This window comes from Cupriavidus sp. C2SS-8b (genome assembly GCF_057073745.1).
Genome location: NZ_CP172716.1, coordinates 3096504 through 3112184 on the forward strand (window position 1 = coordinate 3096504; position 15681 = coordinate 3112184).

Here is a 15681-nt window from a genome sequence, read left to right on the forward strand (position 1 = left end):
CTGTCGCTTTACCGGGTTACGTTCGAATGATCAGGCGTTGATCGCTTCGATGCGCAGCTCGGTGTAGTTCTGACGATGGCCTTGACGCTTCTGGTAGTGCTTGCGACGGCGCATCTTGAAGATCTTCACCTTGTCGTGACGACCTTGGGAGATAACGGTAGCTTTGACGGAAGCCCCGCTCACCAGCGGCGTACCAAACTTGATTTGGTCGCCGGCGCCCACTGCGAGCACCTGGTCGAGCGTGATTTCTGCGCCAATGTCTGCCGGTATCTGTTCTACTTTAAGTTTTTCGCCAGCAGCAACCTTGTATTGCTTGCCGCCGGTTTTTACGACCGCGTACATTGTCGAACCTCTCGGATGTGAATAAAACGCCGAATGCCGGCACGTCGCGCTTGCATGCTGCCAAGCAGCCCGCCAACGCCTGTGCGGCCCGGTTATCTCCCGCCGGTCGATACCCGCAAGACGAGCAAAACCACCGGAGGAAACCGAGAACTATAAACCAGGCTGGACAAAAACGCAAAGAAAACAGGCACATAGCCTGTCCGGCGACGCCTTGCGCACTTCTGCGCACGCGTGGATCAGGTCAGATCGGCCAGCAGGAAGCCCGCCAGTGCGGCAAATGCCACCCACCAGGCCGTGCGGCGGGCACTGCGGCGGGACGTGGACTTGTTCATGCCCGAATTATAGACCCCGGCGGCCGCGCCTCCCCCGAACGGGGACTGGACACTGGCGTGAACCACGTTGGCATCGCATATAATCGTCCGGTTTTGCGTAACGGTGATCATCTTGACCCAGCCTTCCGCCACTGCCTTGCTTGCCCCGGTCGCTGCAGACATGCGCGCGGTCGATGCAGTCATCCGTCAACGGCTGTCTTCCGAAGTTCCCCTGATCGAGCAGATCGGCGAATACATCATCAGCGCCGGCGGCAAGCGCCTGCGCCCGGTCATCCTGCTGCTGTCGGCCCGCGCCTTCGGCTATGACGGCCAGCGCCACCATGAGCTGGCCGCCGTCGTGGAGTTCATCCACACCGCCACGCTGCTGCATGACGACGTGGTCGACGAGTCCGAACTGCGCCGTGGCCGCGAGACCGCCAATGCGGTGTTCGGCAACGCCGCCAGCGTGCTGGTGGGCGACTTCCTCTATTCGCGTGCGTTCCAGATGATGGTCGATGCCGGCAGCATGCGCATCATGGAAATCCTGTCGAACGCGACCAACGTGATCGCCGAGGGCGAAGTGCTGCAGCTGCTGAACATGCACGATCCCGACGTCACGGTGGAGCGCTACCTGCAGGTGATCCGCTACAAGACGGCCAAGCTGTTCGAGGCCGCGGCCCAGCTCGGCGCCGTGCTCGCGGGCGCGGACGCCGCCATGGAAGAAGCCGCAGCCGAGTACGGCCGCCGCATCGGCACCGCGTTCCAGCTGATCGACGACATGCTCGACTACACCGCCAGCGCCGAGCAGATGGGCAAGAATGCCGGCGACGACCTGCGCGAAGGCAAGCCCACGCTGCCGCTGCTGCATCTGCTGGAGCACGGCACGCCGGAGCAGCGCGCCCTGGCGCGCGAAGCGATTGTGCAAGGCGGCACCGAGCATTTCGACGCGGTGTTTTCGGCCATCCATGCGAGCGGCGCGCTCGATGTCACCTTCGAAGCCGCGCGCCGCGAGGCCGAGGCCGCAGAACAGGCCGCCCGGCAGTTTCCGCCTTCGGATCTGAAAGACACGCTGATTGCGCTGTGCGCGTTCTCGCTGCAGCGGCAATCCTGAAACCGCTGAAGCCCTCTTCCCATTCGGGAGAAACGCTGCTAGACTTACGTTCTTTGCTGCTGACCGGCAACGGTGGGCAACAAAGTCAGAATTCGGGGTGTAGCTTAGCCTGGTAGAGCGCTACGTTCGGGACGTAGAGGCCGGAGGTTCGAATCCTCTCACCCCGACCAGAATTCATGGCCACGCAGTTTCCGGCCAGCAAAAAGCCGCACAGCAATGTGCGGCTTTTTTGTTTTGGCGCCGGCATTCTCGCGGCCCGTTCCGTCTTACCTTCCCCTTCTCCATACTCCCCGCGCCAGTAGGGTTGCGCCCCTGTCGCACAAATGCCGACATGGCCCTTTGTCGCCTTTACAAAAAGTGACCCCAGCGGCAAACTGCGCCGATCCGGGGGCCTATGGCCCCGACGGGCGCTCGCGGGCGCCTGCACCACCTGGTTCCTGCCATGACACTTGGTCTCGCCCTAGCACAGAGCCGTCGCATCGCGCCCGCGCTGCTCGCCCAGTTGGAACAGGCAGCGCGCGAAAAGAAGACGCAGCTGATCGACGAGATCGTTGGCAGCGGCACGATGACCGCGCATGACGTTGCGCTGTTCGCGGCGGATAAATACCAGCTGCCGCTGCTCGACCTGGCGCAGTACAACCTGAACAAGGTTCCGCCCGCGCTGGCGGGCAACCGCGAATTCCACGCCCATCGGCTGCTGCCGCTTGGCCGTCGCGAGAACCGCCTGGTGGTGGGCATCTCCGACCCGTCCAACCAGGCCGGGCTCGACGCGATCAAGCAGAAGTACAACCTGCCGCTCGACACCGTGGTGGTGGAGCACGACAAGCTGATGAAGCATGTGCGCTCCGCCGGGGAAGCCGCGGGCACGCTCAAGGACGTCGCACCCGGGACGTCCACCGAGCGCAAGCTGATCGAGTACGACCCGGTGGCCGCCGCCGCGCAGCGCAATCGCACCGCCACCAGCGACATCGACGACGCGCCGGTCGTGCGCTTCCTGCAGAAGCTGCTGACCGAGGCCTTCCACCGTGGCGCATCGGACCTTCACTTCGAACCGTTCGAGACCTTCTACCGCGTGCGCTTCCGCGTGGACGGGGTACTGCAAGAGGTGGCACGCCCGCCGCTCGATATCCGCGACAAGATCGCCACGCGCATCAAGGTGCTGTCGCGCCTGGACATCTCTGAAAAGCGCGTGCCGCAGGACGGCCGCATGAAGCTGCTGATTCCGCTGCCGCAAGGCAAGGACGCCAAGGAAATCGTCGAGAAGGCAGTGGACTTCCGTGTGTCGACGCTGCCCACGCTCTTCGGCGAGAAGATCGTGATGCGTATCCTGGAGTCGTCGAGCGACAAGCTGGACATCGACCAGCTCGGCTACGAGCCCGAACAGAAGGCGCTGCTGATGGACACCATCAAGCGCCCCTACGGCATGATCCTGGTCACCGGCCCGACCGGCAGCGGCAAGACCGTTTCGCTCTATACGTTCCTGAATCTGCTGAATCAGGGCGACATCAATATCTCGACGGCCGAAGACCCGGCCGAAATCCAGCTGCCCGGCATCAACCAGGTCAACGTCAACGACAAGGCCGGCCTGACCTTCGCCGCGGCGCTGCGCTCGTTCCTGCGCCAGGATCCGGACATCATCATGGTCGGCGAAATCCGCGACCTGGAAACCGCCGACATCTCGATCAAGGCCGCCCAGACCGGCCACCTGGTCCTGTCGACGCTGCACACCAACGATGCGCCGACCACGCTGACGCGCCTGATGAACATGGGCGTGGCGCCGTTCAATATCGCCTCGAGCGTGCTGCTGATCACGGCGCAGCGGCTGGCGCGGCGGCTGTGCACGTGCAAGCGCGCGGGTTCGATCCCGAACGAGGCGCTGCTCGAAGCCGGCTTCAAGGCAAGCCAGATCGACGGCAGCTGGCAGCCTTACCACCCGGTCGGTTGCGAGCGCTGCAATGGCAGCGGCTACAAGGGACGCTGCGGCATCTACCAGGTCATGCCGATTACCGAGGCGATGCAGCAGATCATCCTGTCGCACGGCACGGCGCTGCAGATTGCCGAACAGGCCCGCCGCGACGGCGTGCTATCTTTGCGGGAAGCCGGCTTGCTGAAGGTCAAGCAGGGGGTCACGTCACTCGAAGAAGTGCTGGCCACAACGAATACGTAAAACAACAGACGTTCATGTCGGGGGTCAATCATGGCAACGCGCGCACCAGCAGCGGGCGCACGGGCGGCAGCGCCGTCACGCGCGAAAGCAGGACGCAAGGCACCTACGCAGTACATCTTCGAGTGGGAAGGCAAGGACCGCAAAGGTAAGACGTTCACCGGGGAACAGCGGGCCGAGAACCAGGCCGAGGTCACGGCGACCCTGCGCAAGCAGGGCCTCACCGTGGTCAAGATGAAAAAGCGCAAGGCAGCGCGCGGCAAGAAGATTACCCAGAAAGACATTGCGTATTTCACGCGCCAGCTTTCAACCATGCTCAAGGCGGGCATTCCGCTGCTGCAGTCGATCGACATCATCGCGCGCGGCCACGCCAACCCGAATTTCACGCAACTGCTGTCGGACATCCGTTTCGACATCGAATCCGGCAGCAGCATGGCGCAGGCCTTCCGCCGTCACCCGCGCTATTTCGATACGCTGTACTGCAACCTGATCGACGCTGGTGAACAGGGCGGTATCCTGGATTCCCTGCTGGAGCGCCTGTCGCTCTACATGGAAAAGACCATCGCGCTGAAGAGCCAGATCAAGTCCGCGATGATCTACCCGATCGCGGTGCTGACCGTGGCCTTTGCCGTCACCGTGATCCTGATGCTGTTCGTGATCCCGGCCTTCAAGGGCGTGTTCTCGAGCTTCGGCGCCAACCTGCCGGCGCCCACGCTTGTGGTGATCGCCATCTCGGACTTTTTTGTCTCGTACTGGTACATCGTCATTGGCATACCGGTGGGCGGCGTTGCGCTCTATATACGGGCCCTGAAGAAGTCGGAGAAGGTCCAGCGCAGCACCGACCGCATGATGCTGAAGCTGCCCATCTTCGGCAGCCTGTTCCGCAAGGCCGTGATCGCGCGCTGGACGCGTACGCTCGCCACCATGTTCGCGGCCGGCACGCCGCTGGTGGAATCGATGGAGTCGGTGGCGGGCGCCGCCGGCAACTGGGTCTACTACGACGCCACGCGCGAGATCGAACAGGCGGTGCGCATCGGTACCAGCCTGACCAACGCCATGCAGGCCACGCACGTGTTCGACAACATGGTGCTGCAGATGACCCAGATCGGCGAGGAGTCGGGCGCGCTCGACAACATGCTGCTCAAGGTGGCCGAATTCTACGAGCGAGAAGTTGATGACGCCGTGGCGGCCATTTCGAGCCTGATCGAGCCGCTGATCATCGTGGTGCTGGGCGTGCTCATCGGCGGCATGGTGGTGGCGATGTACCTGCCGATCTTCAAGCTGGGACAGGTGGTGTAATTGATAAATCCGGTATTCCGCGCCGGCGGCTCCGCTGTGCTGCCGGCGCTGGCCGCGCTGCCGCCGTCGTTCCTGCTCGCCGCAGCGGCCATCCTCGGCCTGCTGGTGGGCAGCTTCCTGAACGTGGTGATCCACCGGATGCCGCGCATGATGGAGTATGACGAAGCCAACTACATCGCCGAACTGCGCGGCGATCCCCTGCCCTACCCCGAACGCTACAACCTGATGGTGCCGCGCTCGGCGTGCCCGCACTGCGGCCATGCCATCGCCGCGTGGGAGAACATTCCCGTCATCAGCTATCTCTTCCTGCGCGGGCGCTGCTCGTCGTGCAAGGCGCCGATCGGCGTGCGCTATCCGCTGGTGGAACTCGCTTGCGGCGTGCTCAGTGCGCTGGCCGCCTGGCACTTCGGACCGACCTGGCAAGGCGTGGCGGCGCTGGTGCTGCTGTGGTCGCTGCTGGCGCTGACGATGATCGATGCCGACACGCAGTTGCTGCCCGACCAGATCACGCTGCCGCTGGTGTGGCTGGGGCTGCTGCTCAACCTGGGCGGCCTGTTCGTGCCACTTGCCGATGCGGTGATCGGCGCCGTGGCGGGCTACCTGCTGCTGTGGTCCGCCTACTGGGCGTTCAAGCTGGTGCGCGGCAAGGAAGGCATGGGCTATGGCGATTTCAAGCTGATGGCGGCGCTGGGCGCCTGGTTCGGCTGGCAGGCGCTGCCGACGCTGGTCTTGCTGTCTTCGGTGGTCGGCGTGGTCTTTGGCGTGGCCAGCATCGCGCTGCGCCGCCAGGACCGCGACACGCCGTTCCCGTTCGGACCGTTCATTGCCGGCGCCGGCGCGCTGGTGCTGTTCTTCGGGCCCGGCGTGCTGCCGCTGCCGACGCCGTGAGCGGCGGCCTGCGGCGCGCCAAGCTGGTATCGTTCGGGCATTGCACCCATGGAACCTGACATGCTGGAGATCGGACTGACTGGCGGCATCGGCAGCGGCAAGACCCGCGTGGCCGACATGTTCGCCGCGCGCGGCGCCGCCATCATCGACACCGACCTGCTTGCCCATGAAATCACCGCGCCGGGCGGGCAGGCCATTCCCGCGCTGGTTGAGGCCTTCGGCCCGCAGTGCCTGCGCGCGGACGGCGCCATGAACCGCGATGCCATGCGCGCGCTGGTCTTTGCCGACCCTGCCGCCAAGGCCAGGCTCGAAGGCATTACCCATCCGCTGATCCGAGAACTGACCACGGCCCGCGCCAAGAGCATTGCCGATGCCGGTGAGCATCCGTACCTGATCTACGTCGTGCCGCTGCTGGTCGAGTCCGGCGCATGGGTCGAGCGCGTCGGGCGCGTGCTGGTGGTGGATTGCACCGAGGAAACGCAGATCGCGCGCGTCATGGCGCGCAATGGCTTCAGCCGCGAGCAGGTGCTGGCCATCATGGCGAAACAGGCGACGCGGGCGCAGCGGCTGGCCGTGGCCAACGATGTGGTCGACAACGACGGGCAGGTCGAGGCACTCACCGCGCAGGTTGACCTGCTGGACCGGACCTATCGCGCGTTGTCAGCCGCCGGCGTCACGCGCACCTGATTCAGGGCACAAGCAGTCACCGCTCTGCTCATGGGCTCGGCGCATGATGCACATTGCATTGTCCTCGCAGCCCGTCTCGCATAGAATGCGCTGGAACCTAACGCGAAATGCGTGGACGGCCGCGGCTGCCACGCATTCCTGACGTTCCCCGGGCCACGCCCGCACCGGGACGCTCCCACGGGAGCGCCGCCTCAGCGCTGCACGGACATAGCACTTGATCCTGTACGAATATCCTTTCAACGAACGCATCAGGATGCTGCTGCGCCTGGAGGACCTGTTCGATCGGCTGGATTACTTCCTCGGCCAGGAACACGCTCTGCAGCACCATGTCGCACTGACCACGCTGTTCGAGATCATCGACGTGGCCGGCCGCGCCGACCTCAAGACCGACCTGATCAAGGAACTGGAACGCCAGCGCCAGGCGCTGACCGCGTTGCGCGTCAATCCCCAGATCGACCAGGAAGCGCTGGACGCCGTCATCGGCGAGATCGAGCAAGGCATTGCCATGCTCAACCAGACCGTGGGCAAGGCGGGCCAGCTGCTGGCCGACAACGAGTGGCTGACCAGCATCCGCAGCCGCGCGATCATTCCGGGCGGCACCTGCGAATTCGACCTGCCGGCCTACTATGCCTGGCAACATCGTCCGGCCGAGGAACGCCGCGCCGATATCCTGAAATGGGCCAGGCCGCTGGTGGCGCTGCGCGCCGGCACATCGACGGTATTGCGCCTGCTGCGTGAATCGGGCCAGAGCGGCAAGGTGATCGCCACGGGCGGCAGCTACCAGCAGATGCTATCGGGCCGCAGCTACCAGCTGATGCAGGTGCACCTCGATGACTCGCTGCTGGCCTTTATCCCCGAGATGAGCGCCAACAAGTACATGCTGTGGGTCCGCTTTACGCAGCAGGACGGCGACCTGCGCCCGCGTTCGGTCGACGCCGACATCCCGTTCCTGCTCAAGCTCTGCAATTTCTGAAGTCATGCCTGCCGTCGTCAAATGTCCCACCTGCGGCACCAAGGTGGAATGGATTCCCGAAAACAAGTTCCGCCCGTTCTGCTCCGAGCGCTGCCGGCAGATCGACCTGGGCGCATGGGCGTCCGAGAAGTACGTGATCGGCAGCAAACCCGGCGAAACCCCATCGCCGGACCTGCCGGAAGACGAAGACGACTGAGCCGGGACGACCGGAACCGTCCCGACCGCTCAGTGCGCCGCGGCCAGCACGCGGCGGTAGAACCCCACGCACACCAGCACGAACACCGCCAGGCCGAGCCATTCGGCCGTCACGGCAAAGCCCTCGCCCACCACGGCCAGCGGCGCGTCCTTGCCTGACAGGCCGATCACGGCCGCCAGCAGCACCCCGACCAGGCTTTCCCCGACGATCAGGCCCGAGGCCAGCAGCGTACCGCGGCGTTCGGCATGTTCCAGCGCCAGCTTGACGTCATCGCCACGTGCGACCGCGCGGCGGCGCTCCGCGCGCAGCAGCAGCCACGCCAGCACGGCGCCCACCACCAGCGCCGAACTGATCGTCGGCGGCAGGTAGATGCCGATGCCCACGGCCAGCACCGGCAGGCGCGCGGTACCGCCCCGGCGGCGCAGCATCTCGTCGATCGCGATCAGCACCACGCCGAGCGCAATGCCGGTCAGGATCATGCTCCAGTTGAGCTTGTGCGTGAAGATGCCGGTGGCAATCGCCGTCATCAGCGTGGCCTGCGGGGCGGCCAGCGCCTGCCCCGGGTCCATGCCCGCGCGCGGCAGCGCACCGGCAAACCCGTAGGCGTTGTAGAGCAGGTCCAGCACAGGCGGGATCACTGCCGCGCCCACCGCGCAGCCGATCAGCAGCGCCACCTGCTGGCGCCACGGCGTGGCGCCCACGAGCCAGCCGGTCTTCAGGTCCTGCAGGTTATCGTTGGAGATGGTGGCCACGGCCAGCACGGCGGCGGTTGTGAAGATGGCCAGCGCGATCGCGAACTTGCCGCCTTCCGGCGTATCGAGCAGGCCGTCGGCGGTGCCGATCGCCAGGATCAGCAGCGACACCAGGATCACCGCGATGATGCCGATGCCCGAGATCGGGCTGGCCGACGAACCGACCAGGCCAGCCATGTAGCCGCAGGCCGCGGCCACCAGGAATCCGAACACGAAGGCAAAGAGCACGGCGCAGGCCACCAGTTGCCAGCGCGCACCGGCATCCACCGGCGCCGGCATCATGAAATAGCCGAACGTGGCCGCCAGGACCAGGGCCAGGACGACGGCCAGAATGCCGATCCAGCGCACCGGCATGTCTTTCTGCGTGCGAGGCATGTCCGCACCGCCCGCTCCGGCGCCCTTGATCGCGCCAAGCGACGCACGGATGCCATCGAGCATCGGCCGCGCCAGCGTGATCAGCGTCCAGATCGCAGCGATGCCGATGGTGCCTGCGCCAATGAAGCGGACCTGCGTGCTCCACACCATCGTGCCGAACGCCTGCAGCGTGGCGCCCTCCGGACGCGGCGTGATGGCGGTCAGCCACGGCACCGCAATGCCCCAAGTCAGCAGCAGCCCGAGCAGCATGGCCAGGCCGCCGACGATGCCGACGAGGTAGCCCGCGCCGACCAGCGCGAGCGAGAAGCCCATCGAGAAGCGCACCACCGATGTCCCGGCCGCCAGCCACAGGTTGGCGCCTTCGGCCAGCAGGCGCAGGCCGCCCGCCGCGAAGCTGAACACACCTGCGACGAGGCCTCCAGCCATCAGGTCGGCCAGTCCGGTGCCCTGCTGCTTCGCGCCCGGCGCCGTGTCCTGCCCGGCGCTGCCCACGCGCAGGATCTCGGCGGCGGCCACGCCTTCCGGATAAGGCAGTTCGCTCTGCACCACCATCGCATGGCGCAGCGGGATGCTGAACAGCACGCCGAGCATGCCGCCGGCCGCGCAGATCGACAGCGTCTGCCAGAACGGAAAGCCCTGCCAGTAGCCAAGCATCACCAGGCCCGGCAGCACGAAGATGATCGACGACAAGGTGCCCGCGGCGGAGGCCTGCGTCTGCACCATGTTGTTTTCAAGGATATTGGCGCCTGGGAACAGCCGCAGCACCGCCATCGAGATGACGGCTGCGGGAATCGCCGAGGAGAAGGTCAGCCCGACCTTGAGGCCGAGGTAGATATTGGAGGCGGTGAACACCACCGTGATCAGCGCCCCCAGGATGATGCCGCGCAGGGTCAGCTCAGGCAGGGAAATATCGTCGGCAACGCGGTCAGCACGCAGCATACGGGCTCCTTTCTTGCTGTTTTTGTGTCGGCGCAATCACGGGCGCCGCGACCGCAGGGGCGCGGGTACTGCTCAGATTGTCAGGCTGGCCGGGATTCTTCGCCGAGCCATTCGACCACCGGGATGGTCGCCGGCAGCAGCGGTTCGACCGTCACCGGCACGGTCTGCCACGAAAAGGCCTGGCCTTCGCGTCCGACGGGATCGCCGCGCCAGGCCGTGACCTTGCAGAAATGCAGCCGCACGTAGGCGTGCGGGTAATCGTGCTCGAGCACGTGCCAGCGCACGCATTCGGAGATATCGAGGCCCAGTTCTTCATGGAGTTCTCGCGCGAGCGCGGCTTCCACGGTCTCGCCCGGTTCCAGCTTGCCGCCCGGGAATTCCCAGTAGCCCTCGTACGGCTTGCCGCCCGGGCGCTGCGCCAGCAGGAAGCGGCCGTCGGGCTGCACCAGCACGCCTACGGCCACCTCGGTGACCTTGCGCGGCGTGGCCGTGCCTTGCGTTTGCGCCTGCGCTTGCGTCATGCGCCCTCCACGTCGGCGATGAACGGCTTGCCATGCTTGCCGCCCCAGTCGCGCGCAAACTGCCAGGCCACGCGGCCCGAGCGCGAGCCGCGCTCCAGCGCCCACACCAGCGCGTCGCCGCGCGCGGCGGCAATGTCCTCGTCGGTGCAGCCAAAATGCTTGAGCCAGTGACCGACGATGGACAGGTACTCGTCCTGCTTGGGCGGGTAGAACGACAACCAGAGGCCGAAGCGCTCGGACAGGGAGATCTTCTCCTCGACGACTTCGCCGGGATGGATCTCGCCGTCTTCGGTATGGCGATAGGACTCGTTGTCCTTCATATACTCGGGCAGCAGGTGGCGGCGGTTGGACGTCGCATACACCAGCACATTGTCCGACTGCGCGGCCACCGAGCCGTCCAGCGCCGACTTGAGCGCCTTGTAGCCCGATTCGCCGTCCTCGAACGACAGGTCGTCGCAGAAGATCACGAAGCGCTCGGGGCGCTGCGCGACTTGCTCGACGATATCGCCGAGGTCGCCCAGGTCGCTCTTGTCCACTTCCACCAGCCGCAGGCCGTCCTTGACGAAGGCGTTGAGACAGGCCTTGATCAGCGACGACTTGCCGGTGCCGCGCGCGCCGGTCAGCAGCACGTTGTTGGCCGGCAGCCGGTTCACGAACTGGCGCGTATTGCCGACGATGGCGTCCTTCTGGCGCTCGATGTTCTTGAGGTCATCGAGGTGGATCGGCGGCAGCTGGCGCACCGGCTGCAGGTAGCCGATATTGCCGAACAGGCTCTGCCGCTTGCGCCAGCGGAACGCTACCGCCTCCTGCCAGTCCGCATCCGTCAGTTGCGGCGGCAGCCACTGTTCGAGTCGGGCGAGGAAGTTGTCGAGGCGGGAGGCGAGGTCAGACATGGCAGCAGCGGAGCGTCGTTGAACAGGGGGGATGATCAGGAACGGTAGTCGGCGTTGATCGACACGTAGTCGTGCGAGAGGTCGCAGGTCCACACCGTGGCCTCGGCGTTGCCTCGGCCCAGTGCGATGCGCACGGTGATTTCGGCCTGCTTCATCACGCGCTGGCCGTCTTCTTCGCGGTAGTCCGGGTTGCGGCCGCCATCGCGGGCCACCCAGACGTCGTCGAGCCACAGGTTGACGCGGTCGACATCGAGGTCGTCCACGCCGGCATAACCGACGGCAGCCAGGATGCGGCCCAGGTTGGGGTCCGAGGCAAAGAACGCCGTCTTGACCAGCGGCGAGTGGGCCACGGCATAGGCGATCTGGCGGCACTCGGCCACGTCCTTGCCGCCTTCCACGCGAATGGTCATGAGCTTGGTGGCGCCTTCGCCGTCGCGCACGATCATCTGCGCGAGTTCCTGGGCCAGGCTGGTGACGGCCTCGCGCAGCGCTTCGAAGGCCGGGCCTTCGGCGCGATCGATGACGGCGCCCGACTTGCCCGTGGCGATCAGCACGAAGGAATCGTTGGTCGAGGTGTCGCCGTCGATCGTGATGCTGTTGAACGAGTGGTCGGCAGCATGCGACACAAGAGCCTGCAGCACCGGCTGGGCCACGCCCGCGTCGGTGGCGATAAAGCCGAGCATGGTCGCCATGTTCGGGCGGATCATGCCGGCGCCCTTGCTGATGCCGGAGAGCGTGACCGTCTTGCCGTCGATCTGCACCGTGCGCGATGCCGCCTTGGGCTGCGTGTCGGTGGTCATGATCGATTCGGCGGCAGCCAGCCAGTTGTCGGCCTTCGCGTTGGCAACCGCAGGTGCCAGGCCGGCCAGCAGGCGGTCCATCGGCAACTGCTCGAGAATCACGCCGGTCGAGAACGGCAGCACCTGTTGCGCAGCGATGCCAAGCTGGCCGGCCAGCGCGTCGCAGGTGGCGCGGGCGTTGGCCAGGCCGGTCTCGCCAGTGCCGGCATTGGCGTTGCCGGTGTTGATCACCAGCGCGCGGATGCCCTTGCCGCCGGCGAGGTGCTCGCGGCAGACCTGCACCGGGGCGGCGCAGAAGCGGTTGCGCGTGAACACGCCGGCCACGGTGCTGCCTTCCGCCACGCGCACGACCAGCACGTCCTTGCGGTTGGCCTTGCGGATGCCGGCCTCGGCCCAGCCGAGCTCGACGCCGGCAACGGGTTTCAGGTTTTCTGCCTGCGGCAGCGGAAGATTCACGGGCATATCGGTTCCTGTCCTGTAGTCCTGCTTGATCTGTCTGTTCAGTCGTCAGACGAACATGCCCGCTTGGCGCGGGCATGTCGTTACTTCTTCGCCCCTTGCGCCGTGGCGGCCAGGGCTGTCGTGCATGGTCCGGCTGGCGCCAGGCTCAGCTCAGCTTGCCGTGGCACTGCTTGAACTTCTTGCCCGAACCACACGGGCAAGGATCGTTGCGGCCCACCTTGGCCATCCCGGCCGCTGCCATTTCCGCAGCAGCCACGGCGGCGCCCGTGCGCGGCGACGGCGCGTCTTCCACGGGCTCGCGGCCCTCGGCGAACTCGTCGTGCTTGTACTGCACGTTCTCCAGGTGCGACAGGCCTTCCTCGATCTGCTCCGAAGCCTGTTCCAGCTCTTCCGGCGACTGGATCTGCACGTTGAAGGTCACGCGCGTGACTTCGTTCTTGATCACGTCCAGCAGGCGCGCGAACAGTTCGAACGACTCGCGCTTGTACTCCTGCTTCGGGTCCTTCTGCGCATAGCCGCGCAGGTGGATGCCCTGGCGCAGGTGGTCCAGCGCGGCCAGGTGCTCGCGCCAGTGCGTGTCGATGCTCTGCAGCATGACCGAGCGCTCGAAGCCGGCAAACGATTCGCGGCCCACGATGGCGACCTTGCCTTCGTAGCGTTCCTCGGCGGCCTTCAGGATCATGTCGAGGAGTTGCTCGTCCTCGATGCTCTGGGCGCCTTCGATGGTCTGTGCCAGCGGCAGCTCCAGGCCCCAATCGTCGCGCAGGCGCGCTTCCAGGCCAGTGATGTCCCACTGCTCTTCCATGGTCTCGGCCGGCACGTGCTCGCGGAACAGCTCGATCAGCACGCTTTCGCGCAGGTTCTTGACCATTTCGCCGACGTCATTGGCTTCCAGCACGTCGTTGCGCAGCTTGTAGATTTCCTTGCGCTGGTCGTTGGCCACGTCGTCGTACTGCAGCAGCTGCTTGCGGATGTCGAAGTTGCGGCCTTCGACCTTGCGCTGCGCCGACTCGATCGAGCGCGTGACGATGCCGGCTTCGATCGGCTCGCCCTCGGGCATCTTCAGGCGCTCCATGATGGCGCGCACGCGGTCGCCCGCGAAGATGCGCAGCAACTGGTCGTCCAGCGACAGGTAGAAGCGCGACGAGCCCGGGTCGCCCTGGCGGCCGGCACGGCCGCGCAGCTGGTTGTCGATACGGCGCGACTCATGGCGCTCGGTGCCGACGATATGCAGGCCGCCCGCGGACTTGACCTGTTCGTGCAGCGACTGCCATTCGTCTTTCAGCTGCTGGATGCGCGCAGCCTTGTCGGTGTCGGACAAGTTCGCGTCCACCTCGATGAACCCGGCCTGCTTCTCCACATTGCCGCCGAGCACGATGTCGGTACCGCGGCCCGCCATGTTGGTGGCGATGGTGATCATCTTCGGGCGGCCGGCCTGGGCCACGATCTCGGCCTCGCGCTCGTGCTGCTTGGCATTGAGCACCTGGTGCGGCAGCTTTTCCTTGTTGAGCAGGTCCGACAGGTATTCGGACGTCTCGATCGAGGTCGTGCCGACCAGCACCGGCTGGCCGCGCTCGAAGCAGTCGCGGATATCGCGCACCACGGCGGCGTAGCGCTCCGTCGAGGTCTTGTAGATCTGGTCCTGCAGGTCCTTGCGCTGGGCCTGGCGGTTGGTCGGGATCACCACCACTTCCAGGCCATAGATCTCCTGGAATTCGTAGGCTTCCGTATCGGCCGTGCCGGTCATGCCGGCCAGCTTGGTGTACATGCGGAAGTAGTTCTGGAAGGTGATGGTCGCCAGCGTCTGGTTTTCCTGCTGGACGGACACGCCTTCCTTGGCCTCCACGGCCTGGTGCAGGCCGTCGGACCAGCGGCGGCCCGTCATCAGGCGGCCGGTGAATTCGTCGACGATGACGACTTCGTCGTTCTGCACCACGTAATGCTGGTCACGGTGGAACAGGCTGTGCGCGCGCAGGGCGGCGTACAGGTGGTGCATCAGCGTGATGTTCTGCGGCGCGTAGAGCGACTCGCCCTCGCCGATCAGGCCCTGCTGGGCCAGGATCTCTTCCGCCTTCTCGTGGCCGGCCTCGGTCAGGTAGACCTGGTGGCCCTTCTCGTCCACGAAATAGTCGCCCGGCTTCTCCACGCCCGTGCCGTCGGCCTTTTCCTCGCCGATCTGGCGCTCCAGCAGCCGGGGGATGCCGTTCATGCGCTGGTAGAGGTCGGTCTGGTTCTCGGCCTGGCCGGAGATGATCAGCGGGGTGCGGGCCTCGTCGATCAGGATCGAGTCCACTTCGTCGACGATCGCGTAGTTGAGCGGCCGCTGCACGCGCTGCGACGGGTCATAGACCATGTTGTCGCGCAGGTAGTCGAAGCCGAACTCGTTGTTGGTGCCGTAGGTGATGTCTGCGTTGTACGCGGCCTGCTTCTGGTCGTGCGCCATCTGCGACAGGTTCACGCCCACCGACAGGCCCAGGAAGTTGTACAGGCGCCCCATCCACTCGGCGTCGCGCTGGGCCAGGTAGTCGTTGACGGTCACCACGTGCACGCCCTTGCCGGTGATGGCATTGAGATACACGGCCAGCGTCGCGGTGAGCGTCTTGCCCTCGCCGGTGCGCATTTCGGCGATCTTGTTGTCATTGAGCACCATGCCGCCGATCATCTGCACGTCGAAGTGGCGCATCTTCATGACGCGCTTGCTCGCTTCGCGGCACACGGCAAAGGCCTCGGGCAGCAGCGATTCGAGCGATTCGCCGCCGGCGTGGCGCTGCCGGAAGGTCTCCGTCATGCCGCGCAGGTCGTCGTCGGAGAGCTGCTCGAACTTGGGCTCCAGCGCGTTGATCTGCTCCACCGTGCGGCGGTATTGTTTGATCAGCCGCTCGTTGCGGCTGCCGAAGACTTTCTTGAGAAGGCCCGTGATCATCGAGTGCTTTCACCTGCGCGGACCGGTCCGGCGACCCGCGTACGG

13 protein-coding genes and 1 tRNA gene are annotated in these 15681 nt (G+C 65.6%); 8 read left to right on the forward strand and 6 right to left on the reverse strand.

Annotated elements, in window-relative coordinates; genetic code table 11:
• Positions 1-30: 30 nt before the first annotated feature.
• A complete protein-coding gene (gene rplU / locus ACIGJB_RS14355; protein WP_011299103.1) occupies positions 31-342 on the reverse strand; it encodes a 50S ribosomal protein L21 in 312 nt (103 codons plus the stop codon).
• 492 nt (positions 343-834) lie between these two features.
• On the opposite strand from rplU, the gene ispB reads away from it, so the two are divergent.
• From ispB to ACIGJB_RS14395, 8 genes are all read left to right on the forward strand, one after another.
• Positions 835-1764, forward strand: a complete 930-nt coding sequence (ispB, locus tag ACIGJB_RS14360; protein WP_483732336.1) for an octaprenyl diphosphate synthase — start codon at positions 835-837, stop codon at positions 1762-1764.
• A gap of 93 nt (positions 1765-1857) precedes the next feature.
• Positions 1858-1934: transfer RNA gene (locus tag ACIGJB_RS14365), tRNA-Pro, on the forward strand.
• A 272-nt stretch (positions 1935-2206) separates the two neighbouring features.
• Complete coding sequence (gene pilB, locus ACIGJB_RS14370) at positions 2207-3931, forward strand: type IV-A pilus assembly ATPase PilB (RefSeq protein WP_483730434.1); 1725 nt, start codon at positions 2207-2209, stop codon at positions 3929-3931.
• Between the two features lie 30 nt (positions 3932-3961).
• Positions 3962-5227: a type II secretion system F family protein gene (locus ACIGJB_RS14375; protein WP_483730435.1), complete on the forward strand. Its 1266-nt coding sequence runs from the start codon at positions 3962-3964 to the stop codon at positions 5225-5227.
• Between the two features lie 3 nt (positions 5228-5230).
• Positions 5231-6115, forward strand: a complete 885-nt coding sequence (locus ACIGJB_RS14380) for a prepilin peptidase (protein WP_483732337.1) — start codon at positions 5231-5233, stop codon at positions 6113-6115.
• A gap of 60 nt (positions 6116-6175) precedes the next feature.
• Positions 6176-6802 (forward strand): dephospho-CoA kinase, encoded by a 627-nt coding sequence (gene coaE / locus ACIGJB_RS14385; protein ID WP_483730436.1) that lies wholly within the window; start codon positions 6176-6178, stop codon positions 6800-6802.
• A 214-nt stretch (positions 6803-7016) separates the two neighbouring features.
• Complete coding sequence (zapD, locus tag ACIGJB_RS14390; protein ID WP_483709406.1) at positions 7017-7775, forward strand: cell division protein ZapD; 759 nt, start codon at positions 7017-7019, stop codon at positions 7773-7775.
• Positions 7776-7779: 4 nt separating this feature from the next.
• On the forward strand, positions 7780-7971 hold the full coding sequence (locus ACIGJB_RS14395) for a DNA gyrase inhibitor YacG (RefSeq protein WP_211945839.1): 192 nt from the start codon (positions 7780-7782) through the stop codon (positions 7969-7971).
• 29 nt (positions 7972-8000) lie between these two features.
• On the opposite strand, the gene ACIGJB_RS14400 is transcribed toward ACIGJB_RS14395, so the two are convergent.
• From ACIGJB_RS14400 to secA, 5 genes are all read right to left on the reverse strand, one after another.
• Positions 8001-10037 carry an OPT family oligopeptide transporter gene (locus tag ACIGJB_RS14400; RefSeq protein WP_483730437.1) on the reverse strand — a complete coding sequence of 679 codons (2037 nt, stop codon included), beginning with the start codon at positions 10035-10037 and terminating at the stop codon, positions 8001-8003.
• An 80-nt stretch (positions 10038-10117) separates the two neighbouring features.
• Positions 10118-10558, reverse strand: coding sequence for an NUDIX domain-containing protein (locus ACIGJB_RS14405; RefSeq protein WP_483730438.1), 441 nt, complete (start codon positions 10556-10558; stop codon positions 10118-10120).
• Positions 10555-11451: an ATP-binding protein gene (locus tag ACIGJB_RS14410; protein ID WP_483730439.1), complete on the reverse strand. Its 897-nt coding sequence runs from the start codon at positions 11449-11451 to the stop codon at positions 10555-10557. The genes ACIGJB_RS14405 and ACIGJB_RS14410 overlap by 4 nt, the downstream gene beginning before the upstream one ends.
• 35 nt (positions 11452-11486) lie before the next feature.
• Positions 11487-12713, reverse strand: coding sequence for a bifunctional glutamate N-acetyltransferase/amino-acid acetyltransferase ArgJ (argJ, locus tag ACIGJB_RS14415; RefSeq protein ID WP_483730440.1), 1227 nt, complete (start codon positions 12711-12713; stop codon positions 11487-11489).
• Between the two features lie 145 nt (positions 12714-12858).
• Entirely contained in the window at positions 12859-15636 is a 2778-nt protein-coding gene (gene secA, locus ACIGJB_RS14420; protein WP_483730441.1) for a preprotein translocase subunit SecA, read from the reverse strand.
• Positions 15637-15681 lie beyond the last annotated feature (45 nt).

Excerpts from the sequence above, each read along its gene's own strand:
- rplU (WP_011299103.1), bottom strand. The coding sequence starts at position 342 with ATGTACGCGGTCGTAAAAACCGGCGGCAAGCAATACAAGGTTGCTGCT.
- ispB (WP_483732336.1), top strand. The coding sequence starts at position 835 with ATGCGCGCGGTCGATGCAGTCATCCGTCAACGGCTGTCTTCCGAAGTT.
- pilB (WP_483730434.1), top strand. The coding sequence starts at position 2,207 with ATGACACTTGGTCTCGCCCTAGCACAGAGCCGTCGCATCGCGCCCGCG.
- ACIGJB_RS14375 (WP_483730435.1), top strand. The coding sequence starts at position 3,962 with ATGGCAACGCGCGCACCAGCAGCGGGCGCACGGGCGGCAGCGCCGTCA.
- coaE (WP_483730436.1), top strand. The coding sequence starts at position 6,176 with ATGCTGGAGATCGGACTGACTGGCGGCATCGGCAGCGGCAAGACCCGC.
- ACIGJB_RS14395 (WP_211945839.1), top strand. The coding sequence starts at position 7,780 with ATGCCTGCCGTCGTCAAATGTCCCACCTGCGGCACCAAGGTGGAATGG.
- ACIGJB_RS14400 (WP_483730437.1), bottom strand. The coding sequence starts at position 10,037 with ATGCTGCGTGCTGACCGCGTTGCCGACGATATTTCCCTGCCTGAGCTG.
- ACIGJB_RS14405 (WP_483730438.1), bottom strand. The coding sequence starts at position 10,558 with ATGACGCAAGCGCAGGCGCAAACGCAAGGCACGGCCACGCCGCGCAAG.
- ACIGJB_RS14410 (WP_483730439.1), bottom strand. The coding sequence starts at position 11,451 with ATGTCTGACCTCGCCTCCCGCCTCGACAACTTCCTCGCCCGACTCGAA.
- argJ (WP_483730440.1), bottom strand. The coding sequence starts at position 12,713 with ATGCCCGTGAATCTTCCGCTGCCGCAGGCAGAAAACCTGAAACCCGTT.
- secA (WP_483730441.1), bottom strand. The coding sequence starts at position 15,636 with ATGATCACGGGCCTTCTCAAGAAAGTCTTCGGCAGCCGCAACGAGCGG.